This window comes from Streptomyces sp. NPDC053560, assembly GCF_044544605.1.
Classification (GTDB): domain Bacteria; phylum Actinomycetota; class Actinomycetes; order Streptomycetales; family Streptomycetaceae; genus Streptomyces.
On the sequence record NZ_JBITXI010000008.1, the window covers coordinates 18,071 to 37,387 of the forward strand.

General features: G+C 72.5%; 16 protein-coding genes. 8 read left to right on the plus strand and 8 right to left on the minus strand.

The features are described 5' to 3' along the window. Positions 1 to 169: 169 nt before the first annotated feature. The 4 genes from fabG to ACIGQF_RS19865 all read left to right on the plus strand — a co-directional run bounded on the left by fabG (position 170) and on the right by ACIGQF_RS19865 (position 3,315). On the plus strand, positions 170 to 931 hold the full coding sequence (fabG, locus tag ACIGQF_RS19850) for a 3-oxoacyl-ACP reductase FabG (protein ID WP_223736559.1): 762 nt from the start codon (positions 170 to 172) through the stop codon (positions 929 to 931). Positions 932 to 1,025: 94 nt separating this feature from the next. Further along, the gene (locus tag ACIGQF_RS19855; protein WP_399711712.1) at positions 1,026 to 1,778 is read left to right on the plus strand and encodes an SDR family oxidoreductase; all 753 of its coding nucleotides are present in this window, start codon (positions 1,026 to 1,028) and stop codon (positions 1,776 to 1,778) included. A 206-nt stretch (positions 1,779 to 1,984) separates the two neighbouring features. Next, positions 1,985 to 2,662: a uracil-DNA glycosylase gene (locus tag ACIGQF_RS19860; protein ID WP_399711714.1), complete on the plus strand. Its 678-nt coding sequence runs from the start codon at positions 1,985 to 1,987 to the stop codon at positions 2,660 to 2,662. A gap of 167 nt (positions 2,663 to 2,829) precedes the next feature. Next, positions 2,830 to 3,315: a hypothetical protein gene (locus ACIGQF_RS19865; protein WP_399711716.1), complete on the plus strand. Its 486-nt coding sequence runs from the start codon at positions 2,830 to 2,832 to the stop codon at positions 3,313 to 3,315. Between the two features lie 91 nt (positions 3,316 to 3,406). On the opposite strand, the gene ACIGQF_RS19870 is transcribed toward ACIGQF_RS19865, so the two are convergent. After that, positions 3,407 to 3,922: a DinB family protein gene (locus tag ACIGQF_RS19870; RefSeq protein WP_399711718.1), complete on the minus strand. Its 516-nt coding sequence runs from the start codon at positions 3,920 to 3,922 to the stop codon at positions 3,407 to 3,409. A gap of 328 nt (positions 3,923 to 4,250) precedes the next feature. On the opposite strand from ACIGQF_RS19870, the gene ACIGQF_RS19875 reads away from it, so the two are divergent. Further along, a complete protein-coding gene (locus tag ACIGQF_RS19875; RefSeq protein WP_399711720.1) occupies positions 4,251 to 5,156 on the plus strand; it encodes a Gfo/Idh/MocA family protein in 906 nt (301 codons plus the stop codon). Between the two features lie 71 nt (positions 5,157 to 5,227). Here the strand turns inward: ACIGQF_RS19875 and lnt are convergent, their stop codons facing one another. From lnt to ACIGQF_RS19895, 4 genes are all read right to left on the minus strand, one after another. Then, positions 5,228 to 6,814 carry an apolipoprotein N-acyltransferase gene (lnt, locus tag ACIGQF_RS19880; protein ID WP_399711722.1) on the minus strand — a complete coding sequence of 529 codons (1,587 nt, stop codon included), beginning with the start codon at positions 6,812 to 6,814 and terminating at the stop codon, positions 5,228 to 5,230. 184 nt (positions 6,815 to 6,998) lie between these two features. Then, positions 6,999 to 7,514, minus strand: coding sequence for a nuclear transport factor 2 family protein (locus tag ACIGQF_RS19885; RefSeq protein WP_399711724.1), 516 nt, complete (start codon positions 7,512 to 7,514; stop codon positions 6,999 to 7,001). Between the two features lie 114 nt (positions 7,515 to 7,628). Next, positions 7,629 to 9,518, minus strand: coding sequence for an ABC transporter ATP-binding protein (locus ACIGQF_RS19890; protein WP_399711726.1), 1,890 nt, complete (start codon positions 9,516 to 9,518; stop codon positions 7,629 to 7,631). 199 nt (positions 9,519 to 9,717) lie between these two features. Next, complete coding sequence (locus ACIGQF_RS19895) at positions 9,718 to 11,775, minus strand: heavy metal translocating P-type ATPase (protein ID WP_399711728.1); 2,058 nt, start codon at positions 11,773 to 11,775, stop codon at positions 9,718 to 9,720. A 165-nt stretch (positions 11,776 to 11,940) separates the two neighbouring features. On the opposite strand from ACIGQF_RS19895, the gene ACIGQF_RS19900 reads away from it, so the two are divergent. Then, positions 11,941 to 12,318 (plus strand): metalloregulator ArsR/SmtB family transcription factor, encoded by a 378-nt coding sequence (locus ACIGQF_RS19900; RefSeq protein WP_052863329.1) that lies wholly within the window; start codon positions 11,941 to 11,943, stop codon positions 12,316 to 12,318. Between the two features lie 33 nt (positions 12,319 to 12,351). On the opposite strand, the gene ACIGQF_RS19905 is transcribed toward ACIGQF_RS19900, so the two are convergent. Continuing rightward, positions 12,352 to 13,713, minus strand: coding sequence for an NAD(P)/FAD-dependent oxidoreductase (locus tag ACIGQF_RS19905; protein WP_399711731.1), 1,362 nt, complete (start codon positions 13,711 to 13,713; stop codon positions 12,352 to 12,354). Positions 13,714 to 14,517: 804 nt separating this feature from the next. On the opposite strand from ACIGQF_RS19905, the gene ACIGQF_RS19910 reads away from it, so the two are divergent. Then, the gene (locus ACIGQF_RS19910) at positions 14,518 to 14,862 is read left to right on the plus strand and encodes an STAS domain-containing protein (protein WP_399711733.1); all 345 of its coding nucleotides are present in this window, start codon (positions 14,518 to 14,520) and stop codon (positions 14,860 to 14,862) included. A gap of 63 nt (positions 14,863 to 14,925) precedes the next feature. Here the strand turns inward: ACIGQF_RS19910 and ACIGQF_RS19915 are convergent, their stop codons facing one another. Together ACIGQF_RS19915 and ACIGQF_RS19920 are read right to left on the minus strand one after the other, a co-directional pair. Then, positions 14,926 to 15,792 (minus strand): serine/threonine protein kinase, encoded by an 867-nt coding sequence (locus ACIGQF_RS19915; RefSeq protein WP_399711735.1) that lies wholly within the window; start codon positions 15,790 to 15,792, stop codon positions 14,926 to 14,928. Between the two features lie 117 nt (positions 15,793 to 15,909). Next, the gene (locus ACIGQF_RS19920) at positions 15,910 to 16,953 is read right to left on the minus strand and encodes a Gfo/Idh/MocA family protein (protein ID WP_399711737.1); all 1,044 of its coding nucleotides are present in this window, start codon (positions 16,951 to 16,953) and stop codon (positions 15,910 to 15,912) included. Between the two features lie 211 nt (positions 16,954 to 17,164). On the opposite strand from ACIGQF_RS19920, the gene ACIGQF_RS19925 reads away from it, so the two are divergent. Then, positions 17,165 to 19,291, plus strand: a complete 2,127-nt coding sequence (locus ACIGQF_RS19925; protein WP_399711739.1) for a SpoIIE family protein phosphatase — start codon at positions 17,165 to 17,167, stop codon at positions 19,289 to 19,291. The last annotated feature ends 26 nt before the right edge of the window (positions 19,292 to 19,317 follow it).

Consider the following 19,317-nt stretch of genomic DNA (forward strand, 5'->3'; position numbering starts at 1 on the left):
GTGCCCGCCCTTGTCGTCCGATGTCGCAGGTGAGGTGCGCAACGGCTGGCGGCGGGGCGTTGACAGCGGGTGGCCTGGCTTCTAGCGTCAGCTCTGCTGAAGCGACTAAGCGGTTGCTCACCCGCCTTCCGGGAGCGGTGAGCCGCTTTCGAGGTGAGGAGAACCCCGCATGTCCACCACCGAGCAGCGCGTAGCCATCGTGACGGGCGCCGCCCGCGGTATCGGCGCCGCCACCGCCGTGCGCCTGGCCGCCGAGGGCCGCGCCGTCGCCGTACTCGACCTGGACGAGGCCGCCTGCAAGGACACCGTCGAGAAGATCACCGCGGCCGGCGGCAAGGCCATCGCGGTGGGCTGCGACGTCTCGGACTCGGCGCAGGTGGAAGCCGCTGTCGCCCGCGTCGCCGACGAGCTGGGCGCGCCGACCGTACTCGTGAACAACGCGGGTGTGCTCCGCGACAACCTGCTGTTCAAGATGAGCGACAGCGACTGGGACACCGTCATGAACGTGCACCTGCGCGGTGCGTTCCTGATGTCCCGCGCCTGCCAGAAGCACATGGTGGACGCCAAGTTCGGCCGCATCGTGAACCTCTCCTCCAGCTCCGCGCTCGGCAACCGTGGCCAGGTCAACTACTCGGCCGCCAAGGCCGGCCTCCAGGGCTTCACCAAGACGCTCGCCAAGGAGCTCGGCAAGTTCGGCATCACCGCCAACTCCGTCGCGCCCGGCTTCATCGTCACCGACATGACCGCGGCCACCGCCGAGCGGGTAGGCATGGGCTTCGAGGAGTTCCAGGCCGCGGCCGCCACCCAGATCCCGGTCCAGCGCGTCGGCAAGCCCGAGGACATCGCCAACGCCATCGCCTTCTTCACGGGCGAGCAGGCCGGGTTTGTCTCCGGCCAGGTCATGTATGTCGCGGGCGGCCCGCTCAACTGACGCGTACGCAGGTACATCGACTGACGCGTACGCAGGTACATCAAAAGGTCAGCCGACGGGACACGGTCAACCGACGCCAGGAGAGCCAAAGAACATGACTGAGCAGGACAACGCCAAGGTCGCCCTCATCACGGGCGCCAGCCGCGGCATCGGGTACGGCGTCGCCGAGGCAGTGCTCGCGCGCGGCCACCGCGCCGTGATCACCGGCCGCAACGAGGACGCCCTCAAGGAGGCCGTCGAGAAGCTCGGCGCCGACCGGGTGATCGGCGTGGCCGGCAAGGCGCACGACGAGGCCCACCAGGCGGCCGCCGTCGAGCGGGCCATGGAGGCCTTCGGACGGGTCGACTACCTCGTGAACAACGCCGGTACCAACCCGGTGTTCGGACCGATGGCCGAGCTGGATCTCGGGGTCGCGCGCAAGGTGTACGAGACCAACGTCGTCTCCGCGCTCGGCTTCGCCCAGCAGACGTGGAAGGCGTGGCAGAAGGACAACGGTGGGGCGATCGTCAACATCGCGTCCATCGCGGGTGTCTCCGCCTCGCCCTTCATCGGCGCGTACGGCATGAGCAAGGCCGCGATGATCAACCTCACGCAGCAGCTCGCGCACGAGTTCGCGCCCACGGTACGGGTCAACTCGATCTCGCCCGCCGTGGTCAAGACGAAGTTCGCGGCCGCGCTGTACGAGGACCGCGAGGCGGAGGCGGCGGCGCAGTACCCGATGGCGCGGCTCGGCGTGCCGCAGGACATCGGCGGGGCCGCGGCGTTCCTGCTGTCGGACGACGCGGGTTGGATCACGGGTCAGAACCTCGTCATCGACGGCGGGCGTTTCCTGAACGCCGGGGTGTGATCTCCCGGCCAGGTACGTAGGTACGCTCCGCCGGTTGCGGAGTTCTGGCGGCGGTGGCGGCGGTCCCCAGGGGGCGCCGCCACCGGCTTTTTCGTCTCTCCTCGCGGGTTGTCCACAGGCCCGGGTCCCGGCGGACCGCGTTGTCAGTGGTCGCCGGTAGGTTCTCCAGGGAAAGACGCGGAACCCACCCGGAGGTCGTTGACGTGATGCCCGACATGCTGCCCGAATCCTGGCGCGGCGTACTCGGCGAAGAGCTGGCCAAGCCCTATTTCGAGGAGCTGGCGGCCTTCGTGGAGGAGGAGCGCGCCCGGGGCCCGGTCTACCCGCCGCGCGAGGAGGTCTTCGCCGCGCTGGACGCCACGCCGTACGACCAGGTGAAGGTGCTGGTCCTCGGCCAGGACCCGTACCACGGCGAGGGCCAGGGGCACGGCCTGTGCTTCTCGGTGCGGCCCGGCGTCAAGACGCCGCCGTCGCTGCGCAACATCTACAAGGAGATGCACGAAGAGCTGGGCACCCCGATCCCGGACAACGGCTATCTGATGCCGTGGGCGCAGCAGGGGGTGCTGCTGCTGAACGCGGTGTTGACCGTGCGGGCCGGTGAGGCCAACTCCCACAAGGGCAAGGGGTGGGAGAAGTTCACGGACGCGGTGATCAGGGCGGTCGCGAGCAGGCCCGACCCGGCGGTGTTCGTGCTGTGGGGGAACTACGCCAAGAAGAAGCTGCCGCTGATCGACGGGCAGCGGCATGCGGTCGTGCAGGGGGCGCACCCCTCGCCGCTCTCCGCGAAGAAGTTCTTCGGCTCGCACCCCTTCACGCAGATCAATGATGCGGTCGCCGCCCAGGGGCACACCCCCATCGACTGGCGCATTCCCGACCTGGGCTGAGCGAGGTAGGCAGGTGGGTGCCGGCCGCCCGATGCCGGTCGCCCGTCTGCCCGCCCGGGACTCCCGGGCTCCGCTCCGTCCGGACCGTTCGCCGTGCCGGGGGAGCGGGGCGCGGTTAGCGTCGGGAGAGCAGGTGGCCGGGCGGCGTACGGATGCGGGAGAGCGCAGTGGCACAGAGTCGGCAGGGGATGACGGCCGAGCACGCCGTCCTGACCAGAATCGGACAGGCCGTCATGTTGCACCGGGGCGGTGACCGGGAGGAAGCCCGCAGCCGGATGACCCTGTTGTGGCATGAGCTGGGGCCGTCCGCCGACGCGTACCAGCGCTGCACGCTCGCCCACTATCTGGCCGACACCCAGGACAGCCCCATGGAGGAACTGCGCTGGGACCTGCGGGCGCTGAGTGCGGCTCAGGGGAGCCGGGGGCACGCGGACGCCGGGCGTGCCGAGCTGCGGGCGCTGCTGCCCGCGATCCATCTCGACCTCGCGGCGGATTACGCCCGGCTGGCCCGGCACCCCGAGGCCCGCTGGGAGCTGGGCCGGGCTCGTACCGCGCTGGACGCGCTGGAGGACGACCCGCACCGGCAGGGCATTCGCGCCGCCATCGAGCGCCTTCAGCGCCGCCTGGACCGGGCGGGCGGCTCCCGTGCGTAGCGGCCCCCGCGGGAGTGGCCCCCGCGCGTAGCGGCGGCCCGGTCAGCCCCGGGGCAGAAGGCTGGTCAGGTACCGGCCGGTCAGCCGCCGGTCAGACGCCCGTGTCGCCGTCGAGGCGTTCGCGGAGGAAGTCGGCGTGGCCGTTGTGGCGGGCGTACTCCTCGATCATGTGGAGGTAGATCCACCGCAGCGTCAGTTCCTTGCCCGGCAGCCGGTCGGGCGCCGGCTCGTCCAGCGTGCGGCCCTCCGCGGCCTTCGTGGCCAGCTCCACCTCCGTCTGCCAGGTGGCCAGCGCCTCGGCCGCGGTGTCCTGCTCGCCGAAGTGCCAGTCGCGGTCCCAGTCCTCCTCGTCGCAGTAGATCCACGGGAGGTCCTCGCCGGTCATGATCCGCCGGAACCAGTGCCGCTCCACCTCCGCCATGTGGCGCAGCAGGCCGATCAGGGTCAGTTCCGAGGGCGGCACCGAGGCGGTCCGAAGCTGTTCCTCGGTGAGCCCCGCGCACTTCATGGCCAGGGTCGCGCGGTGGTAGTCCAGCCAGCGCACCGATTGGGTGAGTTCGTCGCCGGTTCCGGTGGGGATGGTGCGTGCTGGATCGGTTGCTGTCATGCCGCCCAGCATGGCCGCTGCGGCGCGTGCCGACCCGGTTTTTCCCGGTTCGGCCATCGCGGCCCGCAATTTTGCGCCAGCCTGCGGGAATGGGATGCGGCGGACGGCCCGGGCTGCTTGCGGAAGGAGCCGCCCGGCCACGCGCCCGCGCCGCTCACCCGGCCTGCTTGCGGAGGGGGTCGCCCCGGCCGCTCGCCCGCGCCGCTCGCCCGGCCGTCCGCAGTAGTCCCCGCCCACTCGTCCGCCGCCCTCGCCCGTCCGCGTAGGCTCGGGGACGATCAGCAACCCCGGCCCGTTTCCCGGCCCGATACCTCAGAGGTGAAGCACAGTGAAGCTAGGCTGCATCGGCCTCGGTGACATCGCGCGGAAGGCGTATCTTCCGGTGCTCGGGGCGCAGCCCGGGGTCGAGTTGCACGTGCAGACCCGTACCCCTGCCACCCTCGAACGGGTCGCCGACACGCTGCATCTGCCCGCCGCACAGCGCCACGGCGACCTGGAGTCGCTGCTCGGCGCCGGGCTGGACGCGGCCTTCGTGCACGCGCCGACCGGGGTGCACCCGGAGATCGTCAGCCGGCTCGTCGACGCGGGCGTTCCCACCTATGTCGACAAGCCGATTTCTTACCATTACGGCGAGAGCGAGCAGATCGTGCGGCGGGCGGCCGACCGCGGCGTCAGCCTGGCCGTCGGCTTCAACCGCCGCTACGCGCCCGCGTACGCGCAGTGCCTGGAGCACCCGCGTGAGCTGATCCTGATGCAGAAGAACCGCGTCGGGCTGCCCGAGGACCCGCGCACCCTGGTGCTGGACGACTTCATCCACGTCGTCGACACGCTGCGGTTCCTCGCCCCGGGGACCGTGGACGACGTCCACGTACGGGCGCGCGTCCGGAACGGGCTGATGGAGCACGTCGTGCTGCATCTGGCCGGCGACGGGTTCTCCGCCATCGGCACCATGAACCGGCTCAGCGGCTCGGCCGAGGAGGTCCTCGACGTCTCGGGGCAGGACACCAAGCGGCAGGTCGTCAACCTCGCCGAGGTGATCGACCACAAGGGGCAGCCGAGCGTACGGCGGCGCGGCGACTGGGTGCCGGTCGCCCGGCAGCGCGGCATCGAGCAGGTGGCGCTGGCCTTCCTGGACGCCGTACGTACCGGAAAGCTGCTCACCGCCGAGGACGCCCTCCGCACGCACGAACTCTGCGAACGAGTGATCAACGAGGCGCTCGCCCAAGCCGCCTAGCGCTCGCGCAGGCCGCCCAGCGAGGAATCAGGGGCCCTCGCGCAGGCCGCAAGCGAGTGATCAGTGAGTGATCAGCGAGGCGCCGGCGCAGACCGCTCGGCGGGCCGCGCCGTCGCCGACGGCTTCCGCACGGCCCGGGCACCCTTCCGCAGGCAGTAGACCGCGACCGCGAGCAGGGCCGCGTACAGGGGCCAGTCGCCGAGGCGGACGTACGGGCTGGTGCCGTGGGCCAGGGGGACGTCGTAGACGGCGGCGGTGGCGCGGTCGGTGCCCAGCCGGGGGCCGACCCGCTCGCCGCGCGGGCCGTGCACCGCGCTGACGCCGGTCAGCGTCGCGTGCACCATCGGCCGCCAGGTCTCGGCGGCGCGCAGCGCGGCCAGGGAGGCGTGCTGCGCGGGGGCCCAGCTCTCCTGGAAGGAGGACGTGGCGGACTGGGCGACCAGTACGCCCGCGCCCTGGCGAACCAGCCGGCGGCTCATGTCGGGGAAGGCCGTCTCAAAGCAGACGAGGGGACCGAAGCGCAGGCCCGCACCGGCCTGCGTGTCCGCCGTCATCACGACCTGGCGGGTGCCGCGGTGCCGGTCCTCCGTGGCGGCCTTGCCGACGCTGGTGGCCCAGCCCAGTATCGAGCGGGCCGGTACGTACTCGCCGAACGGCACCAGGCGCATCTTGTCGTAGCGGTCACCGGTCGGGCCGTCGGGGCCGATCAGTACGGACGACTTGTAGATGCCGGGGCGGTCGGCGCGCCGGGCGTCCACGTTGACCAGCAGGTCGGCGTCCACCTCCCGGGAGAGCGCGGCCAGCCGGGCCCGCAGGTCCGGGCGGCCGCTGAGGTCGGCACCGACGCTGCTCTCGCCCCAGACGACCAGGTCAACGCCGCGGCCCGCGAGGCGACGGGTGAGCTGCTCGCCCCGCGCGAACCGGGCGTCCGGGCCGGCCACCACGCCCGCCTGCACCACCGCGATCCGGGTCGTGCCGGCGGGCTGCGGGCGCGGCGTCCACAGCCAGGCGGCGCCCGCCGCGACGGCGATCGTCAGCAGCCCGGCGAGCGCGGTCCGCCACGCGGTCCGGGTCAGGAGAAGGGCCAGCGCGGTGTTCACCGCGACGAGCAGCAGCGTCAGCAGCCAGACGCCGCCGAGGGAGGCGAGCCGCAGCGCCGGCGCCACCTGCCACTGGCTCGCGCCGAACACGCCCCACGGCCCGCCCAGGTACTCCCAGGAGCGGACCAGTTCGATCAGCAGCCAGCCGGACGGTACGAGGACCAGCGCCGCCGCGCACCGGCCCGGCCCGGGCCCGGGGGCGCGGGCGCCCGCCGTGGTGCGCCGCAGCAGGTCGCGGACGAGCAGGCCCCAGGGCGCCCAGAGCGCGCCGAGCAGTGCGGCCAGGACGAGGAGGAAGATGTGCAGGCTGGGCAGCAGCCAGTGGTGCACCGCCAGCATGAACGCGGTGCCGCCCAGCCAGCCCTCCAGCGCGGCACGCCGCGGTGTGGCGGCCGTGGCGAGGAGGGCCAGCCAGGGAACGAGCGCGATGTACGCGAGCCACCAGAGGGCGGGCGCGGGGAAGCACAGCGCCGGCAGCGCGCCCGCCACCAATGCGGCGACGGCGCGCCACCAGGGGGAGCCGGGGCTCCCGCCCTCTCGGGCGGCCGGGCGGCGCATACCGTGTCTCCCCTCCGGGACCTCCGGGACCTCCGGGACCGCTGCGATCGGCCCCCTCTCGGGTCGGACGCCCAGTGTGCGCCACGACGGCGATCAGGCACAGGGGGCGCGGCGTCCCGTGCTCAGAGGAAGCCGTGCGGGGGAGCGGCCGGGGCGTGGTCCGGAGGGCGGCCAGGAGGGCTACTCATGCCTTCTTCGCCGGTCCGATCTGGCGCCATCGCTCGTGGACGACGACCTCGGCCAGGCGCCAGCCGTCCGCGGTGCGGTGGGCGGCGAAGTCGTAGCGGCCCGCGCAGGTGTAGTTCGGCGCGAGTGCGGCGTGGCCGTGCGGGTCCGTGCTGGTCGGGGCGGTGGCGGGCGGCGCCGACGGGTCGGCGAGCAGCATCGGGTTGAGGTAGTCGGCCCGTACGGTGGCGGTGTCGCCGGGGGCGCCGTCCCGGCTGTCGAGGGTGATCCGGCGGTTGACGATCAGATGTTGGCGGACGGGGAAGTGCCGCATCATCTCCGCGAGCCAGGCGGCGATCTCCTCCCAGCCGCCTTCTATACCGCCGGCCGAGCGATAGTCCGCCCGGCCGTCCTTGGTGAACAGGTGCCGGTACGCGGCCCAGTCGCCGTCGTCGACGGCGATGGCGTAATCGGTGACGAGGTCGTCGATCGCGAGGCGGTCCATGACGGTCGAGTGTTCAGCGCGCTGAGTCACCCTTCGAGTGTTCGGCATCGGCCGGTCGCCGCCAAGAGGCGGGACCGGCCGGTGCTGTCGTACTTGATCGGATGTCGTACGTGATCGGATGACTCCGGCCGCCCGGGGCCGCGGTCAGTTCACGACCACCTTCCGCTCGGCGGCCGAGTCGGCGAACTGGGTGCGGTACAGCTCCTCGTAGCGGCCGCCCGCGGCGAGCAGCGCCTCGTGGGTGCCGCGTTCCACGATGCGGCCGTCTTCGAGGACGAGGATGAGATCGGCGGACCGTACGGTGGACAGCCGGTGGGCGATCACCAGGGAGGTGCGGCCCGCCAGCGCCTCGGCCAGCGCTTCCTGCACCGCCGCCTCGGAGGTGTTGTCCAGGTGGGCGGTGGCCTCGTCCAGGATCACGACCCGGGGGCGGGCCAGCAGCAGGCGGGCGATGGTCAGCCGCTGCCGCTCACCGCCGGAGAGCCGGTAGCCGCGTTCGCCGACGACCGTGTCCAGACCGTCGGGAAGGGAAGCGATCAGGCCGTCCAGACGGGCCCGGCGCAGGACGTCCCACAGCTCCTCCTCGGCCGCGTCGGGCCGGGCCAGCAGCAGGTTCTCGCGGAGCGAGTCGTGGAAGAGGTGGCCGTCCTGGGTGACCATGCCGAGGGTGTCGCGCAGCGAGGCGGCCGACAGGTCGCGCACGTCCACGCCTCCGATGCGTACGGCGCCCTCGTCCGTGTCGTACAGCCGGGGCAGCAGCTGCGCGATGGTGGACTTGCCGGCGCCGGAGGAGCCGACCAGGGCGATCATCTGGCCGGGCTCGGCGCGGAAGGACACGCCGTGCAGGACGTCGTCGCCGCCCCGGGTGTCGAGCGTCGCGACCTCTTCGAGGGAGGCCAGGGACACCTTGTCGGCGGCGGGGTAGCCAAAGCGTACGTCGTCGAACTCCACGGCCAGCGGGCCGTCGGGGACCGGGCGGGCGTCCGGCTTCTCGCTGATCAGCGGCTTGAGGTCCAGTACTTCGAAGACCCGCTCGAAGCTCACCAGGGCGCTCATGACCTCGACGTGGGCGCCGGAGAGCGCGGTGAGCGGCGCGTAGAGGCGGGTCAGCAGCAGGGCGAGGGAGACGATCGCGCCGGGGCCGAGGCTGCCGCTGAGGGCGAGGTAGCCGCCGAGCCCGTAGACGATGGCCAGCGCGAGTGCGGAGACGAGGGTGAGGGCGGTGACGAAGTACGTCTGCACCATGGCCGTACGGACGCCGATGTCCCGTACCCGGCTCGCCCGTGCGGCGAATTCGGCGGACTCGCGGTCGGGCCGCCCGAACAGCTTGACCAGCGTGGCGCCGGGTGCGGAGAAGCGTTCGGTCATCTGGGTGCCCATCGTGGCGTTGTGCGTGGCGGCCTCCCGGCGCAGCTGCGCCAGGCGCCGGCCGACGCGCCGGGCCGGCAGCACGAACACCGGCAGCAGCACGAGGGCGATCAGGGTGATCTGCCACGACAGGGCCATCATCACGACGAGTGTCAGGACCAGGGTGACGATGTTGCCGACGACTTGGGAAAGGGTGTCGCTGAACGCCCGCTGGGCGCCGATGACGTCGTTGTTGAGGCGGCTGACCAGGGCGCCGGTGCGGGTACGGGTGAAGAAGGCGACCGGCATGCGCTGGACGTGGTCGTACACGGCCGTCCGCAGGTCCAGGATCAGGCCCTCGCCGATGGTCGCGGACAGCCAGCGGGTCAGCAGGCCGAGCCCGGCCTCGGCGACGGCGATGGCGGCGATCAGTCCGGCGAGGCCGAGTACCAGTCCGGTGGAGGAGCGGTGCTCGATCGCGTCCACGACCTTGCCCGCGAGCAGCGGGGTGGCCACGGCGAGCACGGAGGTGACCGTGCTGAGCAGCAGGAACGCCACCAGATTGCGTCGGTGCGGGCGGGCGAAGGCCGCGATGCGGCGCACCGTCCCGCGCGAGAACGGACGCTTGTCCTGTTGCGCGGTGATGGTGCTGTGCATCGAATGCCAGGCGGCGACTTCCATGTCCATCGCGGACCTCCGGGATGCGGTCATCCGTCGCGGTCGGGACTGACCGGCGACACATCAGGAAGCTATGACCTCAACCAATGTTGAGGTCAATTGCTTCCTTCGAAGACTCAGCAGAAGGGATGAATCCCGGAGCTCGTCGAGCAGGGGCGGACCGGCGGGACGGGGTCGTAAGGGACCCCGCCACGAAAGTGCCGGCTGCTCAGGCCGCCGCGCGCCGCCACGCTGCCGTACGCAGCAGCCGCAGGCCGTTCAGGCCCACCAGGACGGTCGAACCTTCGTGCCCCAGTACGCCCAGCGGCAGCGGGAGGTGGCCCGCCAGGTCCCAGACGACCAGGCCGCCGATGCACACCGACGCGATGACGAGGTTCTGCTTCACCAGCTGCCGGGCGCGACGGGAGAGCGCGACCACGGTGGGCACGGCGCCGATCTCGTCCCGGACGACCACCGCGTCGGCGGTCTCCAGCGCCAGGTCCGAGCCGGCCCGGCCCATCGCCACGCCGCTGTCGGCGGCGGCCAGCGCGGGCGCGTCGTTGACCCCGTCGCCCACGACGAGCACCCGCTCGCCCTGCTCCTGCCAGGCGCGTACCGCCGCCACCTTGTCCTCGGGCAGCAGCCCGGCGCGTACGTCCGTCATCCCCGACTCCTCGGCGGTACGGGCCGCGGTACGGCCGTTGTCACCGGTCAGCAGGGCGGGCTCGGCGCCGGCCAGCGCACGCAGCCGGGCGACGGCGCGCGGCGCGCCGGGGCGCAGCCGGTCGGCGAGCGCGAGTACCGCGGCGGGCGTGCCGTCGATCAGTACGACGACGGCGGTGCGGCCGTCCTCCTCGTACTCCGCGACGGCCTGGCGGGCGGCCTCGGGTCCGGCGACGGGCTTCCCGGCGGCTGCCGCGCCTCCCGGGCTCGCGGCGCCTGTTGGCAGACCGTCCGTCTGCAGAACGCCCGTCGGCTGCTCGTCCGTCAGCAGGCCCGAGGGGCTGCCGACCTCGACCGTGCGGTCCGCCACCGTGGCGCGGACGCCGCGGCCCGGTACGGAGGAGAAGTCCGTCGCGTCCGCCGGGCGCAGGCCGCGGTCGCGGGCCGCGGTGACCACCGCGCGGGCGAGCGGATGTTCGCTGGGGAGTTCGGCAGCGGCGGCCGCCGACAGGGCCTCGTCCTCGTCGAAGCCGGGCAGCGCCCGGACGGCGGCGACCCGCGGCGTGCCCTCGGTGAGGGTGCCGGTCTTGTCCATCGCGACGCGGGTGACCGAGCCCAGCCGCTCCATCGCCACCGCCGACTTCACCAGCACGCCGTGCCGTCCGGCGTTGGCGATGGCGGAGAGCAGCGGCGGCATGGTCGCCAGCACGACCGCGCACGGCGAGGCCACGATCATGAAGGTCATGGCACGCAGCAGCGTCGGGGTGAGGGCGGCGCCGAAGGCCAGCGGGACGGCGAAGAGCGCGAGGGTGGCCACGACCACGCCGACGGAGTACCGCTGCTCGATCTTCTCGATGAACAGCTGGGTCGGCGCCTTGGTGCCGCTCGCCTCCTCGACCATCGTCACGATGCGGGCGATGACCGATTCCGACGCGTCCGCTTCGACCCGCACGCGCAGCGCTCCGGTGCCGTTGAGGGTGCCGGCGAAGACGGTGTCGCCGCTCCGCTTCTCGGCGGGCAGCGGCTCGCCGGTGATGGACGCCTGGTCCACCTCGCTCGCGCCGTCCAGCACGGTGCCGTCGGCCGGCAGCCGCTCGCCGGGGCGCACCAGGACGGTGTCGCCGACCGCCAGCGCGGTGGCGGCCACGGTCTCCTCGCCGTCGGCGGTCAGCCGTACGGCGGTGGACGGGGCGAGGTCCAGCAGGCCGCGTACGGAGTCCTCGGTGCGCCGGGTGGCCAGCGCCTCCAGCGCGCCGGAGACCGCGAAGATCACGATGAGCAGCCCGCCGTCGAGGTACTGGCCGATGGCGGCGGCGCCGATCGCTGCCACGACCATCAACAAGTCGACATCGAGGGTGCGTTCGCGCAGCGCCGTCAGGCCTGCCCAGCCCGGTTCCCAGCCGCCCGCCGCGTAGCACACGGCGTACAGCGGGCCCCATGCCCAGGCGGGCGCGCCCGCGAGGTCGAGCGGGAAGGCGATCAGGAAGGCGAGCGCGGCGAGCGCGGCCCAGCGGACCTCGGGCAGCGCGAAGAGCCGGGTGCGGCGGGGGAGCGCCGCGGGGGCCGGTGGCGCCGGAGCGGTGGCCGCGGTGGCCGTGTGCTCGTCGGCCAGCGTGGAAGCCATGGGAGACACCTCGGGAGCGGGGACGTGCGCGGGCGGGGCCCGGGGCACGAGGGTGCGGACGGGGAGACACGTACGCATGAAGAGGGCTTCATGCGTACGCATCGGTGCCACCATAGCGGAATACATGAAGAGGTCTTCAAATATGCTGGTCGTTACGATGGGCGCATGGGACATGGAGTCGACGCCCGGGTCACGCCGGCCGAGCACTTGGACGCGGAGTCCGCCGCGACCATCGCCGCCACACTTCAGGCGCTGGCCACGCCGTCACGCCTGATGATCCTCACGCGGCTCCGGCAGGGCGCCTGTCCGGTGGGGGAGCTGGCCGAAGCGGTGGGCATGGAGCAGTCGGCCGTCTCCCACCAGCTGCGGCTGCTGCGCGCGCTGGGCCTGGTCACCGGCGCCCGCCGGGGCCGCCGCATCGTCTACAGCCTGTACGACAACCATGTCGCGCAGCTCCTTGACGAGGCCGTCTACCACATCGAGCACCTCCGCCTGGGCGCCCGTGACCTGCCGTCGGACGACGAAGCGGCCGAGCGGGACTGAGCCCCGCCCGGCCGCTGCCGAGGTGTCCGGCCGTCAGCTCTTTCTGCGACTGCCGCCGTTCTGCGCCCGTACGTCGTCCGGCGAGATATAGACGTCCGTGCGTTCGAAGTCGCGCAGCGTCGCGTCCCGGCCCGACTGGAATCCGGTCCGTACGAAGTCATCGCCCGCCGTGGCGTTGAGCAGCCAGTTCGCGACGGTACGGAACCGCGCGGTACCGGTCCGCAGGGCCATCAGGTGATAGCCGCGGGCCACCACCTGCGCGGGGAGGCCGACCAGTTCCTTGCCCAGCGGCCGGGACACCGCGTCGGCGCCGCCCAGGTCGACCACCAGCCCCAGGTCCTTGTGCCGGTACGGCGTGCAGAGCTGTCCGCGCAGCGAAGCGATGATGTTCTTCGCGGCGTGCTTGCCCTGCCGCTGCGCGTGCTGCGCCGTGGGCGGGCAGACCGCGCCGCCCTCCTTGGTGATGTCCGGTACGGCGGCCGCGTCACCGCAGGCCCACACGCCGGGCATGCGCGGCACGGACAGATCGGCGTGCACCGCCAGCCGGCCCTTCACCGTCTCCGCGCCGAGCGTCCCGATCAGCGGGCTCGCGGCCACCCCGGCGGTCCAGATCAGGGTGTGGCAGGGCAGTACCCGGCCGTCCGTGAGCGTCACGGTGTCGGCGGTGACCGACTCGACGGACACCCCCAGCGACACCTCCATGCCCCGCTTCTGCACCAGCTCCATCGCCTTGGTGCCGAGCCGTTCGCCCAGCTCCGGCATGAGCCGCGGCGCGATGTCGATCAGATGCCATTTGATCTCGTCCGGTTCGATACGGCCCGCGTACCGCTCGGCCGCCGCACTGGTCAGCCGCTGCAGATACGCCGCCGTCTCGGTCCCCGCGTAACCGCCGCCGACCACCACGAACTGCAATCGGGCCGCCTTCTCGGCCGGGTCGGCGCAGCACGCGGCGATGTCGAGCTGTGCGATGACGTGGTCGCGGATGTACGCGGCCTCGGCGAGTGTCTTCATGCCGAGCGCATGCTCGGTCAGGCCCGGGATGTCGAAGGTCCGGGTGACGGAGCCGGGGGTGAGGACGAGGTGGTCGTAGGACAGGTTGACGGTATCGCCGGTGATCTGGCGGACCGTGCACACGTTGTTGGCCGTGTCCACGCCGATCACACCGCCCGGTACGAGCCGGGTCCGGCGCAGGATGCGGCGCAGCGACGGGGCGATCGACTGGGGGGTGACCACGCCGGCCGCGAGGTGCGGCAGGAGTGGCAGATACAGCTGGTAGTTGGTGGGGGAGACCAGAGTCAGCTCGGCCTCGCGGGCCTCCAGGCCGTGCTCCAGGGCGCGGGCGCATTCCACGCCGGCGAAACCACCGCCCACGATCAGCACTCTGGGTCGTTCCATCACGGTCCTCGCAATATCGGCAGCAGGGGCCCGGTGGCGACGCCACCCCTGGACACGCTGGCACGCACCCCTCCGGCCCGCCATCGGGCCGGGGCCGGTCGTGCGACCGGGTGAGTACCGGCATTCCAGGTGCGCCGGGTGCCCCGCGAGGACAGTGGTAATCACCCGAGTGATGACGATTCGCGACACGTAGGTACGGGGGACGGACTCGCGTCCGTACGGGTGACGGGCCGTGGGCACCGGACCGCCGCACACGTACGCGCATTGATAAGCACCGGCGCATCAATGCGCGCCGAAGGCCTATCAGGATCTTCTTCCCACGGGCCCGTCGCAGGCGGCAGGCTGGTGCCCAGCGGCGCCGGGGTGCGCCGCACGGGGGAAGGCGGGGGCGCCGGCACATGTCTGTTTGGGCCGGCGCTCCCCGCCCACCCGGACATTCCACGGCACGCGGGCCTTCCCTCTGTGCATACGCGGAGAGGAGCAAGCGCGGGGGGTGGCGAGGAGTGGCGTGAGGGGGTCAACAACTTTCCGGTAGAACCAAGTTGTTGACTCAGGCCAGCAGAGCCGGGTACACCGTATTCACACGTAACGGACCGGCCGATGACCCGGACCCTGCCGACGGCCGGCACGGCGCGGATCCCCGAACGTCGACGGTGGTCGTTGCTGACCTTTCTCCGCGGGTGTCCCCCACCTCCGCAAGCCTCCATCGCCGGTGTACGGCGCGATCGCGCGTCTCGGCCGAACAGTGAAGTGGGGACGGGGATGGCCGAAGAGAGGCGGTCCTTCGGGGGCCGTGAAAGGGCCGTGGGAGCCACCACGGTCATCGAACTCTGTGGGGAACTGGACATTCTGGCGAAGGTCAATCTCGCCGACCGGATGGACGTGCTGACCAGCGTGGGCAGCCCCGACCTGGTCGTGGACCTGCGGCAGGTCACGTTCGTGGACTGCAGCGGACTGTCGCTGCTGTGCCGGGCGCGGCTGCGGATCCTGGCGCGCGAGGGACGGCTGCGACTCATCTCGGACGGCGACAGTGCCTGTGTCGTCCGCGTGCTGCGCCTGACCGGCCTGCTCGAATCCTTCGAGGTGCATCCGGATCTGCTCTCCGCGCTCGACCCGCTGGGTACCACGTCCGACGACGCCATAGCCTGACCGGCGCCGCCGCGGTGCGCGCATCCCTCCTCGATGCATTAATGCACCGTGCTGCTCGGTAGATTAATGCATCAACTCGCCGTGGCCAAGGGGTGCGTGGGAGCCGCCGACCGCCGGTTCGCGGCACGCCGCACGCCACTCCTCGACGAACTGCTGCACACCGGAGTGGCGGTGCGGCGGGTCGGCGCAGGTCGCCCGGGTTATCACGGCACGCTGCCGCGGTGTGCCGCGCCAGGCACGCTCCTCGTCGCCCGCGTCCAGCAGCAGCCGCGCCGTCCGCCCGAGGGTGAACACCGTCGTGCGGATGTCGATGACCGCGCCGCGCACCGACTCCTCCGGCGCCATGAACCGCCGCGACCCCGGTAACCGGTCCGCCTGCACGGCGAACGGGCCGCGGCGGTACTCGTCCAGGTCGACGAGGTGCGGAGTGTGCGTGGCGAAGTCGTACAGCACCGCGCCGTCGTAGAAGTCCACCGCGACGTACCCGGCCTGCTCCACCGCGAGGTGCGCGTCCAGGATCGCGTCCAGCGCCGCCAGCACCCGCGCCACGGGGAGCGCGCGAAAGCGCGCCAGCGCACCGCCCGGCCGCTGCCCGGGGCCGGCCGCCGGCACCCGGTGGTACAGCGACTCGCCGTCCCGCCAGGGCAGTACCACCGCCGACCGCGCACCCACCCGCAGCCGGTGCACCTGCGGCACGATCACGGGGTGCCGCACCGCCCGGTGGAACGCCCAGCCGCGGTCCAGCGACTCCTCCGCCGCGTCCGTCACGGCCTCCTTCACGCACCAGCGTTCGCCGTCCGGCAGCCGTACGCCGTACGTCCGGCACCCCGAGTCGTGGACCGGCCCGGCGGCGAACACCTCGCCCACCCGGGCGAGCAACGGTTCCAGCGCGGGCACCTCGTGCGTTCCGAGCAGCGGATGGTCGGTCATGCCGAGCATCCTGCCAGCGCTTTCGGCACGGCCGGCGTGCCCGCGCGCCGGGCCGACGGTTTCCGGCCGGTGCACGTCACTGCCGTCCGGCACCCCCGAAAATCCCGCCGGCGCCGCTCAGCGGACGGTCTCCGTGGCGCCGGACTCCGCGGCACGCTGCGCCGTCTCGATCAGGGCGAGGGTGCGCGCCGCGTCCGCGACCGAAACGGCCGGTTCCGCCTCGCCGCGCACCACCGCGAGGAAGTGCCGCAGCTGGTTCGTGTACGAATCCCCGGTGCCCTTCGGCACGAACCGCGTGCTCAGCGGCCGGGTCCAGTCCGAGGTGCCCTCGTGGTGGTAGTGCGCCAGCTGCGGGAAGGACAGCGAGCCGGTGGTCCCGGCGATCGAGTAGCAGGAGCCGTCGGGCCGGTACGGGAACGCCGGATCGTCCTCGGTGGCCTGGTCCCAGCCCCACGGCGCCACCACGGTGTCGGAGATCAGGAACGACCCCAGCGCACCGGACTCGAAACCCACGATGACGCTCGCCGTTTCCTCCACTTCGTGGCCCCGCACCGCGTTGCTGGTACGCGCCTGCACGGTGGTGATCTCCCCGCAGATGTGTCGCAGCAGGTCCAGATCGTGCACCAGGTTGATCAGCATGACCCCCGCGCCCTTGCTGCGCCGCCACTCCTGGTCGAAGTACGCCTCGTCCTTCTTCGTCAGCCAGAGCCCGTTGACGGCCACCAGCCGTCCGAGGCCGCCGCCGCGGACGAAGTCGCGGGCCGCGGCCACGGCGGGGTGGTGCCGGCGGTGATGTCCGACGAGCAGCGGGACGCCGTGTTCCCGCTCGGCGGCGAGCAGCACGTCGGCCGCCGCGCGCGAGGTGGCCACCGGCTTCTCCAGCAGGGCCGGGATGCCGGCCGCCAGGCAGTCCACCGCGGTCGTCACGTGCGCCTGGTTGGGGCTGGCGATGATCACGGCGTCCACGTCGCCCCGGGCCAGCAGCTCCTGATGCGATCTCACATGCGGTACGCCGCACCGTTCGGCCAGCGCGGAGCTGTACGGGTCGGCCACGGTGACCAGCCGGGCGTCCTGCTCCCGGGTGAGGAATCCGGCGTGCTTGGCGCCCATGAGCCCGGCGCCGATGATCCCGATGCGCAGCGGACCGTTACCTGGACACATCGCCGGCTTCCTCACTCTGGATGACAGTGCTCTATGGGCGCTATGACTGCGCAGTCATACGGGTGCGTCGAAGCTAAGGACGGGGTGGCGCCGACGTCAAGCCCCGACGGCGGGTGCACCCGGGGTCCGCCCCGCCCGTTCACGCGTACTTTTCAGCGGAAACCTGCTCTATTGAGTGGATAATGACGCTTAGGCGACGTGGAAGGGCGCGATGGTGACTGAACAGCCGCACGGGAGCGGGCGCAGCACGTCCCCCGTCATCCCGGCGCTGGACGTGTTCGACCCGGCGCCGGTCGCCGTGGCCGTCTTCCGCGGCCCCGACCACGTCCTCGCGTACACCAACGCCGTCTACCGCAAACTCTTCGGCGACCGGCCGCTCGGCGTGCCCGCCCGCGAGGTCATGGCCGATCTCGAACGGCAGGAGGCCTTCACCCTTCTGGACGAGGTGTACCGCACGGGCCGGCCGGCGCGGATCGGTCCCGACCGGCCGGTGCGCATCGAGGACGCGCAGGGCGAAGTACGCGATCGCTGGTTCAGCCTCAGCCTCTCCCGGGCCGCGCCCGAGGGGCGGGCCGGCACCCCGGACGAGGTCGGCGTCCTGCTGGTGGCCATGGAGGTCACCGGCGAGGTGACCGCCAAGGAGCGGGCCCGCATGCTGTCGGAGAAGCGGCTGCGCGTCCTCCACCGCTACCAGAGCCTGGTCACGGCCGGTGCCCAGCAGGTGTGGGTCACCGACCGGGACGGCGGGCTCGTGGAGGGCAGCCCCGGCTGGGAGCGGGTCACGGGCATGCCCTGGGACCGGCTCTGCGGGCGCGGCTGGCTGGACGCCGCGCACCCCGAGGACCGGCCGGCGCTCGCCGAGGCGTGGGGTCGCGCGGTCCAGGAGGTGCCGCAGCTGTTCCAGCACCGGTTCCGGCTGCGGCACCGGGACGGCTGCTACCGCCACTGCGAGCTGCGCGCGGTCCCCATCCGGGAGAACGGTCAGGTCGTGGAGTGGGTCGGCGCCTGCGCCGACATCGAGGACCAGTGGGTCGCGGACCGCCGCAAGGAGCTGCTGGCGCGGGCCTCCGCCGCGGTGACCGAGTCGGCCCACGCCGACCGCGCCTTCGCGGCGGTCGGCCGGGTGATCGTGCCGGAGCTGGCCGACGCCTGCGGCGTGTACCTCTTCCCCGAGAGCGAGCCGGGCGCCGAACGGGGGGCGGGCATCATTCACCGGATCTCGTCCACCATCCGGCACGGGCTGCCCGCGGCCGTGGCCCCGCTGCGCCCGGAACGGGTCACCCCTGGCTCGGCCTTCGACCAGGTGATCCACGAACGCCGCCCGATCCACCGCAGGCTCCGCCCCGGCCCCGTGCCGCCCGAGAAGGTGCCGCCGGGCGTCGCGCCGTGGGCGGAGCTGGCGGAGGTGCACGACGTGGTGATGTTTCCCGTCACCATCGCCGGCAGCGTGCATGCGGTGGTCGCCGTCTACGCGTGCCGCGAGCGGGAGTCGTTCGGCCGCGGCGAGCTGAGCCTCGTACGCGCCGTCCTGGACCAGTCGCTGCCGGTCTTCAGCAACACCCTGGAGCTCCGGCACACCCAGCGCATCGCCCTCGCGCTGCAGCGGAGCCTGCTCACCGATCCACCGCTGGTCGACGGCCTGGAGATCGTCGCCCGCTATCTGCCCAGTTCGATGGCGGACGAGGTGGGCGGCGACTGGTACGACTCCTTCGTGCTGCCCGACGGCGCCACCACCCTGATCATCGGCGATGTCGCCGGGCACGACCTGACCGCCGCCGTCGCCATGAGCAAGATGCGGAACATGCTGCGCAGCCTGGTCGTCGACAGGCAGGAGCCGCCCGGCGACATCCTGCGCCGGCTGGACGTGAGCACCCAGATCCTCGGAACCGAGGAGGGCACGGCGACCTGTGTGTACGCCCGTATCGAGGGCCCCGAGGGCGGGCCCCGGCAGCTGCACTTCAGCGTCGCGGGACATCTGCCGCCGCTGCTGGTCACGGCCGAGGGCGAGGCCCGGTTCCTGGACGCCGCCCAGGACATCATGCTCGGCGGGCTCGCCCCCGAACAGGAACGGGCGAGCAGTATCGAGCCGCTGCCGCCGCGCAGCACCGTCCTGCTCTACACCGACGGCCTGGTCGAGCGCCCCGACGAGGACATCGACGAGGGGCTGGAACGGCTGCGCCGGCAGGCGGCCGGGCTCGCCACCGAGCCGCTGGACGACTTCTGCCGGGCCCTGGTCGTGGGGCCGTCGGCGGACAGCAGCGACGACATCGCGGTGATCGCCGCCCGGATGCCGGGGCACGAGGGGCAGGAGCCCGAGGGCTCGGCGACGGTCGGCTGAGCCGGGCCGCGGCCCGGCGCGGTGCG

Bases quoted from the DNA above. Each gene is read 5' to 3' on its own strand.
- fabG (WP_223736559.1), top strand. From the start codon at position 170: ATGTCCACCACCGAGCAGCGCGTAGCCATCGTGACGGGCGCCGCCCGC.
- ACIGQF_RS19855 (WP_399711712.1), top strand. From the start codon at position 1,026: ATGACTGAGCAGGACAACGCCAAGGTCGCCCTCATCACGGGCGCCAGC.
- ACIGQF_RS19860 (WP_399711714.1), top strand. From the start codon at position 1,985: ATGCCCGACATGCTGCCCGAATCCTGGCGCGGCGTACTCGGCGAAGAG.
- ACIGQF_RS19870 (WP_399711718.1), bottom strand. From the start codon at position 3,922: ATGACAGCAACCGATCCAGCACGCACCATCCCCACCGGAACCGGCGAC.
- lnt (WP_399711722.1), bottom strand. From the start codon at position 6,814: ATGCGCCGCCCGGCCGCCCGAGAGGGCGGGAGCCCCGGCTCCCCCTGG.
- ACIGQF_RS19890 (WP_399711726.1), bottom strand. From the start codon at position 9,518: ATGGACATGGAAGTCGCCGCCTGGCATTCGATGCACAGCACCATCACC.
- ACIGQF_RS19895 (WP_399711728.1), bottom strand. From the start codon at position 11,775: ATGGCTTCCACGCTGGCCGACGAGCACACGGCCACCGCGGCCACCGCT.
- ACIGQF_RS19900 (WP_052863329.1), top strand. From the start codon at position 11,941: ATGGGACATGGAGTCGACGCCCGGGTCACGCCGGCCGAGCACTTGGAC.
- ACIGQF_RS19905 (WP_399711731.1), bottom strand. From the start codon at position 13,713: ATGGAACGACCCAGAGTGCTGATCGTGGGCGGTGGTTTCGCCGGCGTG.
- ACIGQF_RS19915 (WP_399711735.1), bottom strand. From the start codon at position 15,792: ATGACCGACCATCCGCTGCTCGGAACGCACGAGGTGCCCGCGCTGGAA.
- ACIGQF_RS19920 (WP_399711737.1), bottom strand. From the start codon at position 16,953: ATGTGTCCAGGTAACGGTCCGCTGCGCATCGGGATCATCGGCGCCGGG.
- ACIGQF_RS19925 (WP_399711739.1), top strand. From the start codon at position 17,165: ATGGTGACTGAACAGCCGCACGGGAGCGGGCGCAGCACGTCCCCCGTC.